This is a genomic window from Arthrobacter sp. Ld5 (genome assembly GCF_051172775.1).
GTDB lineage: Bacteria > Actinomycetota > Actinomycetes > Actinomycetales > Micrococcaceae > Arthrobacter_D.
The window spans coordinates 240,980-252,551 of the sequence record NZ_JBPKBO010000022.1; the positions used below are offsets into that span (position 1 = coordinate 240,980).

Annotated in this window: 7 protein-coding genes; 2 read left to right on the forward strand and 5 right to left on the reverse strand. The window is 70.9% G+C overall.

What is annotated here, in order from left to right; translation table 11 throughout:
- Window positions 1-182: 182 nt before the first annotated feature.
- Window positions 183-1,865, forward strand: a complete 1,683-nt coding sequence (locus ACSGDB_RS11930; RefSeq protein ID WP_434994963.1) for a DEAD/DEAH box helicase — start codon at window positions 183-185, stop codon at window positions 1,863-1,865.
- A gap of 97 nt (window positions 1,866-1,962) precedes the next feature.
- Entirely contained in the window at window positions 1,963-2,364 is a 402-nt protein-coding gene (locus tag ACSGDB_RS11935; RefSeq protein ID WP_434994965.1) for a YccF domain-containing protein, read from the forward strand.
- A 56-nt stretch (window positions 2,365-2,420) separates the two neighbouring features.
- Here ACSGDB_RS11935 and ACSGDB_RS11940 read toward each other — a convergent pair whose 3' ends face one another.
- From ACSGDB_RS11940 to betT, 5 genes are all read right to left on the reverse strand, one after another.
- The gene (locus tag ACSGDB_RS11940; protein ID WP_434994966.1) at window positions 2,421-3,905 is read right to left on the reverse strand and encodes a flotillin family protein; all 1,485 of its coding nucleotides are present in this window, start codon (window positions 3,903-3,905) and stop codon (window positions 2,421-2,423) included.
- 142 nt (window positions 3,906-4,047) lie between these two features.
- Window positions 4,048-6,057 (reverse strand): penicillin-binding transpeptidase domain-containing protein, encoded by a 2,010-nt coding sequence (locus ACSGDB_RS11945; RefSeq protein ID WP_434994967.1) that lies wholly within the window; start codon window positions 6,055-6,057, stop codon window positions 4,048-4,050.
- An 88-nt stretch (window positions 6,058-6,145) separates the two neighbouring features.
- Complete coding sequence (locus ACSGDB_RS11950; protein WP_434994969.1) at window positions 6,146-7,765, reverse strand: GMC family oxidoreductase; 1,620 nt, start codon at window positions 7,763-7,765, stop codon at window positions 6,146-6,148.
- Window positions 7,762-9,276, reverse strand: a complete 1,515-nt coding sequence (locus ACSGDB_RS11955; protein WP_434994970.1) for an aldehyde dehydrogenase family protein — start codon at window positions 9,274-9,276, stop codon at window positions 7,762-7,764. The genes ACSGDB_RS11950 and ACSGDB_RS11955 overlap by 4 nt, the downstream gene beginning before the upstream one ends.
- Window positions 9,273-11,414 carry a choline BCCT transporter BetT gene (betT, locus tag ACSGDB_RS11960; RefSeq protein ID WP_434994972.1) on the reverse strand — a complete coding sequence of 714 codons (2,142 nt, stop codon included), beginning with the start codon at window positions 11,412-11,414 and terminating at the stop codon, window positions 9,273-9,275. The genes ACSGDB_RS11955 and betT overlap by 4 nt, the downstream gene beginning before the upstream one ends.
- Between the last annotated feature and the right edge of the window lie 158 nt (window positions 11,415-11,572).

Here is an 11,572-nt window from a genome sequence, read left to right on the forward strand (position 1 = left end):
CAGCGTCACCCGGTACCGTGCTATCCAGTACAGTGCGCAGCCTGCGTCGATAGAACGCATTCTTTTGTCCCGCATCCAGCTCGCAGGATCGCGAGCTCGGTGGACACTGTCTGACTCTTCTTCGGCGAACCCCCGCGCCAACCGGTGCCGGGGAAGATGAGAAGAAAGCTCGTGTACTTCACATGACTACTTTTGCTGCCCTCGGTGTGCCCAAAGCGCTGGTCGAGAACCTCGCCGCGCAGGGAATCGCCGAACCCTTCCCCATCCAGGTCAAGTCGCTTCCCGACTCCCTGGCCGGGCGCGATGTCCTCGGACGCGGCCGCACCGGCTCGGGCAAGACCCTCGCCTTCGCCCTCCCCATGGTCGCGCGCCTCGCCGAGCAGGAGGCGGCCTACCGCCGCAAGCCCGGACGCCCCCTGGCCCTGGTCCTCGCCCCCACGCGTGAGCTCGCCACCCAGATCAACGCCACGGTCGAGCCCCTGGCCAAGGAACTGGGCCTGAACACCACCGTCATCTACGGCGGAGTCTCCCAGCAGCGCCAGGAGAAGGCCCTGCGCGCCGGCGTCGACATCGTCATCGCCTGCCCGGGGCGTCTCGAGGACCTGATGCGCCAGAAGCTGATCACGCTCGAGTCCGTGGAGATCACCATCCTCGACGAGGCCGACCACATGGCGGACCTCGGCTTCCTCCCCGTCGTGAAGAAACTGCTCGACACCACCCCGGCCGACGGCCAGCGCCTGCTGTTCTCTGCGACCCTGGACAACGGCGTGGACAAGGTGGTCAACCGGTACATGACCAACCCGGTCACCCACTCCGTCGACGACCCGCAGGCCGCGGTCACCACGATGGACCACCACGTGCTGCTGATCGGCGACCAGACGCAGAAGAAGCAGCTGATCGTCCAGCTCGCCTCCGGCTCGGGCCGCCGCCTGCTCTTCATGCGCACCAAGCACCACGCGCGGAAGCTCGCCAAGACCCTCACCGACGCCGGGATCCCCGCCGTCGACCTGCACGGCAACCTGTCGCAGAACGCCCGCGACCGCAACCTCGCGGAGTTCTCCTCGGGTGACGTCCGCGTGCTCGTCGCCACCGACGTCGCCGCGCGCGGCGTCCACGTCGACGACGTCGAACTCGTGGTCCACGTGGACCCGCCCACGGAGCACAAGGCGTACCTGCACCGTTCGGGCAGGACGGCCCGCGCCGGCTCGTCGGGCACCGTGGTCACGATCACGCTGCCCGAGCAGAAGTCCGAGGTGCAGAAGCTCATGAAGGCTGCAGGGGTCGACGTCGCGTTCGAGAACGTGAAGGCGAGCTCGCCCCTGGTCCTGTCGCTGACCGGCGACGTCGCGGAGAAGATCGATCCCCGCACCCGTGCGGCGCTCCTCGCCTCCCGTGAGGCCGCCCGTGGGCAGGGCACGTCCACCGGCGCGAACGCGGAGCGCAAGCGGGCCCGCCGCGGTGCAGCAGCACCGACCGCGGGCGGCCGGGGTGGCCGCGGTGGTCGTGGACGCGTCTCCGCCGATCCCCAGTCCGCGCAGGGCAACCGCGCCGAGCGCCGCAAGGACCAGCCGCAGGCACCCCGCTTCGGCAGCGACTCCGGTGGCGCGTCGGGCGGGTCCCGCCGTCGCACCGAGGAGCCGCGCACCGCGTCGGAGACGACGTCGCGCAGCCGCCGTCCGGCGTCGGGACAGCGCGTGGGCGACGCCGTCCGCCGCCCCGCTCCCGGGGCTCCCGCCGCCGGGGGCCAGCGCAGCCACGCGCCGTCGTCCCCCCGCGCGGAGGGCGCACGGTCCGAGGGTGCCCGCCGCTCCGGCGGTTCCCGCAGGGCGAGCGCCCCGGCGTCGAACGACCGCCGGCCGCGCTAGCACTCACCGCGTCGATGAGGCCCCCTCCCCGTCCGGGGAGGGGGCCTCACGCGTCCCGGGTGGTGCGGGAGTGCACGGGGTACGGAACAATGGCCGGATGAACGCACTCCTGAACATCATCTGGCTCCTGTTCGGCGGCATCTGGCTCGCGCTCGGCTACTTCGCGGCGGGCGTGATCTGCTGCCTGCTGATCGTGACCATCCCCTTCGGCATCGCGTCGTTCCGGATCGGCGTGTACGCGCTGTGGCCGTTCGGCCAGACCGTCGTGAACCGTGACGTCCGCATGGGGGCATGGTCCACGATCGGGAACGTGATCTGGGTGCTCGTCGCGGGTATCTGGATCGCCATCGGCCACGTGCTCACGGCCATCCCGATGTTCCTGAGCATCATCGGCATTCCGCTGGGCATCGCGAACCTGAAGCTGATCCCCGTGTCGCTGGCACCGCTCGGCAAGGTCATCGTCCCCTCCCAGGGGCCCTCGCTGCAGACGTACCGCTGACCTGCCCGGGACGGGCCCGCCGCCGGTGATCCGGCAGCGGGCCCGTCCCCGGTCGGTCAGTCCGTCGGAGAGCCGTGGACCGGCGACGACCCGTTCCGGCCCGGCTTGTCCGCGTTCTTCAGCAGGTCGCCGAGCAGCGCGATGATGTCGAGCCCGGTGGTGTCCTTGACCATCTGCGTGGTCTGGTGGACCCCGCTCGAGACGTTCTTGCTGAGCTGGCTCGCGCCGTCGTTGGAGACCACCGTCATGGTGTCGATCGCTGACATCGGCGCCGCGATCTCCCGGGCCATGGCCGGCAGGACCTCGAGCACCTTCGACAGGATGGCGGCCTGGTTGAACTTCTCGTAGGCCTCCGCCTGCGCGGCGATCCCCGCGGCCTCCGCCTTGCCGCGGGCTTCCGCGGACCCGGCCTCGGCGTCACCGCGGGACGCGATGACGGCGGCATCCGCCCGGCCCTTGGCCTCGTTGATGGACGCCTCGGCGGTGCCGCGCGCGGTGTTCGCGGCGGCGTCGGCCTCTGCGGCCACGCGGTCGCCCTCGGCGACGAGCTTGCGGCGGGCGAGATCCACGCGCGCCTCGATCTCGGTCGCCTCGGAGGCGCGACGGCGCTCCTCGAGCTTCGCGTCGGCCTGCTGGATCAGCCGGTACTTCTCGGCGTCCGCGGGCTTGCGCACCTCGGTGTCGAGTTCGCGCTCGCGCAGCTCGGCGCGCCGCTGCGCCACCTGCTGCTCGCGCATGATGACCTGCTCCTGCTGTTCCGCGTGGGCGAGCGGACCCGAGGCGTCCGCCCGCGCCTGGCGGGCGTCGGCCTCCTCCTTGAGTTCCGCGCGGCGGATGATCAGCTGCTGCTGCGCGAGGGCCACCTGCTCGTCGGACAGGGCGCGTGCCTGCTCCGACTCCTGCATGGACCGCGCCTCGGCGATCTTCGCGTTGCGTTCGGCGAGGGCGGCCTCCGGGCGGCCGAGGTTCTTCAGGTACCCGGAGTCGTCGTCCACGGACTGGATCTGGAACGTGTCGATCTCCAGCCCCTGGTTGTGCATGGAGTGCTCCGCCTCCTCCTTCACGCTCTTGGCGAAGGTGGCGCGGTCCCGGATGATCGATTCGACGGTCAGGGTGCCCACGATGGAGCGCAGCGAACCGGACAGCGTCTCCTGCGTGTAGTGGTCGATGGCCTCCTGCTGGTTGAGGAAGCGCTGGGCGGCCTTGCGGACGGCGTCGGCGTCCCCGCCCACCTTGACCTGCGCGACACCCGTGAGGTGGAGCTTGATGCCGTTCTTGGAGATGCCCTCGATGCGCAGGGACACCTGCCGGGAGGCCAGGGACAGCGGGTAGGCCCGCTGGGCGAACGGGTTGATGAAGATGCGGCCGAAGACGACGCGCTGGCTGTCCGGGTCCGGCTGGCCCTTGCTGTCCTTGGAGGAGATGATGAGCGCCTGGTCCGGGCTGGCGATGTGCAGCGCCATCCGGGCGAGGACGACGGCGACGACGACGAGGAGGAGGAGTACCACCGCGCCGATGATGAGCGGGAACGTGAGATCCACTTGCGACCCTTTCAATGGTCTTCGAGAAGGCCCCGGCGGCGCGGGTGCGCGCCGGAGCAGAATCAGGCTGTTGCGTGCACCGTGCTGGTCCGACCCCCAAACCGTCGACGTGGATGGCCCGCGCGCCGCGGGCCCGTGGTTCCTAGGAGGCGGCTCCGGTGAGGAACGCCTGCATGAGTGGCCCGCCGGAGGTGGAGCCCAGCTCGCCCTCCTCGACGAAGACGGCGACGGCGAGGTCTCCCTGGAGGGCGACGACCCACGCGTGGGTACGCGGGGGAGTCTCGCTGCCGAACTCGGCGGTGCCGGTCTTGGCCAGGACGGCGGGCCCGGGGACATCCTGCAGCAGCTGCGCGCCGCCCTGGGACACGACGGCGCCCATGAGCGTCTTCAGCGTCGCGGATTCCGCCGCGGTGAACGCACTCGGGGCCGCGGTCCCGGTGGGTGCGGCGCTCGGGGACGCGGTGCCGGAGGGACCGGCAGCGGAGGGTGCGGCGGACGGGGACTCGCCCGCGGCGGACGGTGACCCGGACGGCGACCCGGAGGGGGAGCCGGCGGAGCCGGGTGCGAGGAGGGTCGGGGTGACGCGTTCGCCGGCGCCCACGGACGCCGTCATGACGGCGAGCGCGAGGGGTGAGACGAGCACCTCGCCCTGGCCGATCATGGCGGCCGCGTGGGCGGTGCCCTCCGCCTCGTTGGGGACGGCGCCGAAGAAGGCGGGCGTCCCGATACCCGTCTCGACGCCGATGCCGAGATCGGTGGCAGCGCTCGCGAGGTCGGCCTGGCCGACCTCGTCCCGTGCCGAGATGAAGCCGGTGTTGCAGGACTGCGCGAAGGTCTCGAGGAGCGGGATGGTCCCGAGGGATTCCGCAGGGAAGGTGCCGGCGTTGTTGAACCCCCGACCGTCCACCACGACCTCCTCGCTGCACTCGGTGGGCGTCTGTGGCGTGAACCCCGTGCGCAGCAGCGCGAGGCTCGTGGCGATCTTGAACGTGGAGCCCGGCGGGTACTGGCCGAGGAGCGCCGTCTGCAGGCCCTCGCTGCCCGGCCCGTTGGCGGCCGCGAGGATCTCGCCGGTACTGGGGCGGACGGCCACGATCGACGACGCCGACGGCTCGTCCGCGAGCACCTCCTCGCCGAGGCTCTGCAGCCGGGGGTCGAGGGTGAGGGCGAGGTCCTCGCCGTCCACGGGGGCGGTGGTGAAGAGGCTCTTCGGGGCGGTCTGCGCGTCACCGGCCGGCACGGCGGTCACCGACAGGCCGGGGGTGCCGGCAAGGCGGGCATCGTGCTGGAGCTGCAGGCCGGACAGGCCGGTGACGTCGCCGGCCCGGAGGTCGCCGTCGGACTGCTCCACGAGCTCCGCGGTGGCCTCTCCGACGCCGCCGAGCAGCTCGCGCGCGAAGGTACGGGTGGGGGCGAGTTCGAGGGTGTCCGCCTGCCGGAGGGCTCCCGGGACGGCGTCGATCTGCGCGTCGGTCACGGTGCGGTCGGCGTCGTCGCGCAGTACGAGGGCCACCACGAAGGCCTCCGCGCCGGCCGCGGACACCTGCTCCGCGTAGGCGGCGGGGTCGAGGTCGAGCAGCGTCGCGAGGGCGCGGGCGGACGCGGCCTGCTGGGCCTCGGGTACCTGGGTCTTGTCGATGCCCACCCGGATCACGGGCCGCTGCGTGACGATGACGGCGCCGCCCGCGCCCGTGATGTCGCCGCGGTCGCCGGGCACGCGCGTCAGCCTGAGCGTCTCGTCGGGCAGGAGGTCGGGGACGAACAGGCCGGGGTCCCAGGCCGTCTGCCAGCTGTCCTCGACGCGCGTGAGGTCCGCCGTCGTCGTGTAGGTCCAGTCGGAGTCGGTCGCGTCGAGGTCCCAGACGTACTCCAGCGTCGCCGTCGCCGTGTCCTCGCCGGTCTCCTCGACGCCGGCCACCGTGACCTGCGGCGGTTCCGGGGCGAAGCCCTCGGTGATGCCGGCGAGGGCCGCGGTCACCTCGGCGGGCTCCGCGGAGACGAACGCCGAGCCTCCGACGTCGAGCCGGGACAGTCCCTCGGCCAGCGTGCCGGCGGCGTCCTGGGCCGTCGGCCGGCCGTCCGTGCAGGCCGCGAGGGTCAGCCCGAGGACGACCGTGGTCAGGACGGACGTGGCACGCAGCAGTTTCCCCATGCGGCCCATTATGTCCGAGATCACCGCGACGCCCCGCCCACGCCGCGGCAGCGGCGTGCCGGGCGGGGCGTCGCGGCGGCCCAGGCGGCTACGCGGTCGCGACCGTCCCGGCGCTGCCCGCGAGGACGCGCGCCTGCTTCACGAGGTCGGCGCAGCGTTCGCCGATCATCATGGTGGTGATGTTCGGGTTCACGGTGGTGAGCTCGGGCATGACCGAGGCGTCCGCGACCCGGAGGTTCCGGACCCCCTTCACACGCAGCTCGGGATCCAGCGGGGACATGGGGTCGTCCGAAGGGCCCATGCGCACCGTCCCGGCCGGGTGGTAGACGGTGTTGTGGGTCCGTCGGATGTAGTCCTGGAGCTGCTCGTCGGTCTGCACCTCGGTCCCGGGGTACAGCTCCCGCCCGGCCCATTCGGCCATGGCCGGCTGGGCGACGATCTCGCGGGCCTTGCGGATGCCGGCGATCATGACGCGCATGTCGTGCGGGTCGGTGAAGTAGCGCGGATCCACCATCGGCTTGTCGCGGAAGTCCCGGCTGCGGAGCCGGACCGTGCCACGTGAGCGCGCGTGCGTGACGTTCGGCGTGAGGCAGAAGCCGTTCTCCGTGGTCGGGTAGCCCTGCCGCAGCGTGTGCATGTCGAAGGGGACCGTCCCGTAGTGGAACATGAGATCCGGCCGGTCGAGCCCGTCCTCGGTGGGGGTGAAGATCCCGATCTCCCACCACTGGGTGGAGGTCTGCGACATGGGCTTCTTCGCCTCCCACTGGATCACGCCCTCGGGGTGGTCCTGCAGGTGCTCGCCGACGCCGGGGGAGTCGACGCGCACGCGCACGCCGTGCTCCTCGAGGTGGGCGGCCGGGCCGATCCCGGAGAGCATGAGCAGCTTCGGCGTGTCGATGGCGCCGGTGGACACGATGACCTCGTGCCGCGCCGTCAGCGCGTGCGTGCGCCCGACGACGCTGTCCACGACGTCGACGCCGGTGCACACGTCGTCCCCGTCGATCCGCAGCTCCCGTGCCCGGAAATCCGTGAGCAGCGTGAAGTTGGGGCGGTCCATGATCGGGTGGATGTAGGACACGGACGAGGAGGCCCGGGTGCCGTCGGCCTGCCGGTTGATCTGGAACAGGCCGGCTCCGTTGATGACCGTCTCGCCGGTGTTGAACCGCGTCCGGGGGATGCCCGCCTGCTCGCAGGCGTCGAGCAGTGCCTGCCCCGAGGGGTCCTCCGGGGGGATGTTCATCAGGTGGACCGGGCCGCTGTCGCCGTGGTGGGGGGCCTCGGGTCCGGCGTCCTCGTTCCGCTCGAGCCGCTTGAACAGCGCGTACGCCGTCTCCGCGTTCCAGCCGGTGGCCCCGAACCGCTCCTCCCACTCGTCGATGTCCTCGCGCGGCGCCCAGAACGCGATGCACGAGTTGTGGCTCGAGCACCCGCCCATGACCTTGGCGCGCGCGTGGCGCATGAACGAGTTGCCGTTCTCCTGCGGTTCGATCGGGTAGTCCCAGTCGTACCCGGACTCCAGCAGTTCCATCCAGCGGTCGAGGCGGAGGATGATCTCCTCGCCGCGGTCGTCCGGTCCTGCCTCGACGAGGGCCACCTCGACGTCGGGGTCCTCGCTGAGGCGCGCGGCGACGGCCGCTCCGGCGGATCCGCCGCCGACGACGACGTAGTCGAACTCGGTCTTCTGCAGCTGCTCTTCGGGGGTGCTCATGCGGATTCCTCCTCGGTCCGGGCCGCGAACCAGCCCGTGACCGCCGGGTCGATGTTGTGGTAGATGTGCTTGGCCTCCTGGTATTCCGCGAAGCCGGTGGGCCCGAGTTCGCGGCCGATGCCGGAGTGCTTGAAGCCGCCCCACTCCGCCTGCGGCAGGTAGGGGTGGAAGTCGTTGATCCAGATGGTGCCGTGGCGCAGGCGGGCCGCGACACGCTGGCCCTTCCCGGCGTCCTGGCTCCACACGGCGCCGGCGAGCCCGTAGTGGGTGTCGTTGCCCAGTTCGACGGCCTCGTCCTCGCCGTTGAACGTCTCGACGGTGACGACGGGCCCGAAGGCTTCCTCCACGAGGACCGATGACCCGCGCGTCACCTGGTCGATCACGGTCGGCGTGTAGTAGAAGCCTGACGCCAGGTCGCCCTCGCCCCAGGTGCCGCCGCAGCGCACGCGCGCTCCCTCCGCGATCCCCTTCTCCACGTAGGCCGTGACCTTGTCGCGGTGCGCGGCCGAGATCAGGGGGCCGGTCTCTGCCGCCTCGTCGAACGGGCCGCCGAGCCGGATCTGCCGGGCGCGGCGCACGAGTTCGTCGGTGAAGCGTTCGGCGATGGGCTCCTCGACGAGGAGCCGCGCGCCGGCCGAGCAGACCTGGCCGGAGTGCACGAACGCCGCGTTCAGCGCGTTGTCGAGGGCGGCGTCGAAGTCCGCGTCCGCGAAGACGATGTTCGGGTTCTTGCCGCCGAGTTCCAGGGCCACCTTCTTGACGGTGCCGGCCGCGGCCGCGGCGATGGTGCGTCCCGTCTCCAGGCCCCCGGTGAAGGACACCATGTCGACGTCAGGGCTCTCCGAGAGCGGCGCGCCGACCACGGCGCCGGGGCCGAGGACGAGGTTCGCCACGCCCTTCGGGAGCCCGAGCGTGTCGAGGACGTCCATCATGAGGATGGCGGTCGACGGCGTGAGCTCGCTGGGCTTGAGCACGATCGAGCAGCCGGCGCCGAGCGCCGGGGCGATCTTCCAGGCCGCCTGCAGCAGCGGGTAGTTCCACGGGGAGATGAGGCCGCAGACGCCCACGGGCTCGTAGACGATCCTGCTGACCACGCTGTTGTTGCCGGCGTCGACGATGCGGCCGGCGTCCTGCCCGGCGAGCTTGCCGAAGTACGCGAAGCAGTCGGCGATGTCGTCCATGTCGATTTCGCTCTCCACGAGGCGCTTCCCGGTGTCCAGGGTCTCGGCCCGCGCGAACTCGTCCTTGCGGGCGCGCAGTTCAGCGGCCACCTTCAGGAGGAAGTCTCCGCGCTGCGGGGCGGGCACGGAGGCCCATTCGCCGCCGTCGAATGCGCGCCGCGCGGCCGCGATGGCCCGCTCGGCGTCCTCCCGGGTGCCCTCGGACACCTCGGCGACGAACGAGCCGTCGGCCGGACAGCTGATGGTGCGGGTGCCGCCGTCGGACGCGGGGACCCAGGTGCCGTCGATGAACAGGGTTGCGGGCGCTGCCGCGGATGGTGCTTCGGTCACTTCGTGTCCTCCTGGTGTGCGAAATCGGATTCCCAGTTGTCCCTGGCCGCCTGATCCTCGGTGAAGGCCGTGTTGCCCGGCACCGCCCGGTTCAGGTGGAGGAATTCGAGGTGGGTCTCGTAGTGGTCCAGGACATCGGTGATGACCTGATCCCTGCTGTAGCCCGCGAGGTCGTAGCTGTGGCTCCCCTCGAGGGAGAAGACCTCCATGCGGTAGTACTTCGCGTCCATCGAGGCGTCGCCGCGTGCGTAGGACGGCACGTCGTACTGGACGGGGTAGATCTGGTACTTGAACGGGCGCTCGTCGCCGAGCTCCACCTGGAGATCCACGTGGCGGATCCCGCAGGGCTCGACGACGTCGGTGGCCAGGGCGGCGTCGGCTCCCTGCGCGCGCAGCTCGTCGTGGACCTCCTGCAGGGCCGGCAGCGCGACCGTGTCCACGAAGTGGTTGGCCTGCCGCGGGCCCGGGTAGCTCATGGCGCGGCTGAGCCGCTGCCGCCAGGTGCGCGCCGCGGGTCCGCCCGTGCTCCGTCCCGAGATGATGCCCGGCAGGCTCGCCCGGTAGCTGTCCGCCAGCGAGATCTCCACGCGGAGGGCCCGGTACAGCCCGAGCATGATGAACAGCAGCAGGATCGACAGGGGCAGTCCCATGATGATCGTCGCGTTCTGCAGCGCGGTCACGCCGCCCACGGTCAGCATCGCGAGCGTCAGCAGGCCGGTCACGACGGCCCAGAACAGGCGCAGCCACTTGGGCCCGTCCGCCTCGGCGTCCTTGAGGTGGCTGGTGAAGTTCGCCATGACGAGCGCCCCCGAATCGGCGGAGGTCACGTAGAAGAGCAGGCCCGTGAAGGTCGCGATGCCGATGATGAGCGGCGCTGCAGGGTACTGCTCGAGCAGGCCGTAGAAGGCCCGCTCCGGCTGCGCCATCGCCGTCTCCCCGAAGGCGGCGTTGCCGTTCATCACGATGTCGAGGGCGCTGTTCCCGAAGATCGAGATGAACAGCAGGATGAACGTGAAGGGCACCAGGAGCGTCCCCAGGACGAACTGGCGGATGGTGCGGCCGCGCGAGATGCGCGCGAGGAAGAGCCCCACGAAGGGCGCCCAGGCGATCCACCACGCCCAGAAGAAGAGCGTCCAGCCCTGCAGCCAGTCGCCGGGCCGGTCGTAGGCGAAGGTGTCCAGCGTCATGGCCGGGAAGCGGCTGAGGACGTCGCCGGTGTTCTGGATGATGCCGTCGAGCAGGAAGCTGGTCTTCCCGCTGGCCAGGATGAACACCATCAGCGCCAGGGCGAGCAGGACGTTCAGCTCCGCGAGCCTGCGGATGCCCTTCTCGACGCCCGAGAGGACGGAGACCGTCGCCATGAGGACGGCGACGACGATCAGCCCGATCTGCACCGAGACGTTCTCGGGCAGGCCGAACATGAGGCTCAGCCCGTAGTTCAGCTGCACGACCCCGATGCCGAGCGAGGTCGCGATGCCGAAGATGGTGCCGAGGAGGGCGGCGATGTCCACGCCGTGGCCGAGCGGGCCGTCGACCTTCTTGCCGAAGATGGGATAGAGCGCGCTGCGGATACTCAGGGGCAGATTGTGCCGGTAGGCGAAGTAGCCGAGGGCGAGGCCCATGAGGGCGTACAGCGCCCAGCCGGTGATGCCGTAGTGGAAGAGCGTGAGGACCAGGGCGTGCCGTGCGGCCTCGACGGTGCTGCCGTCGCCCTGCGGGGGAGCCAGGTACTGCGTCACGGGCTCGGACACCGCGAAGAACATCAGGTCGATGCCGATACCGGCGGCGAAGAGCATCGACGCCCAGGTGAACATGCTGAACTGGGGTTTCGAGTGGTCCGGGCCCAGCTTGGTCTTGCCCACGCGGGTCAGGGCGAGGACCAGGACGAACACCACCACGAGGGTGACGATCAGGAAGTAGTACCACCCCATGTTGGTGGAGACCCAGGCGACCAGCGAGCCGATGACGGCTTCGGCGCCGGCTGCGTCGGCCATGGCCCAGATGGTGATGGCGAGGATCCCGGTGGCGGAACCGATGAAGACGGTCCAGTTGACGCGGGTCCTGGGGGCATCGGTGGCGGCGGGGGGATCCTCGCCTCCCGTCCCGGTCCCGGGCGGAGCATCGGCAGTCTGACTCATGTCGTCCCTTTCGTCGGCGCCGCGGCGGGCGCTGTTCGTGGGGGCGGAACGGTCCGGGCGCAGCAACCGGAATGCGGGCAGGCGGCGTCCAGGAACATTCCCCGTGGGCAATCAACGCTACAAGGGCAATACCGGGGGCCGGGAAAAAGTTGATCCCG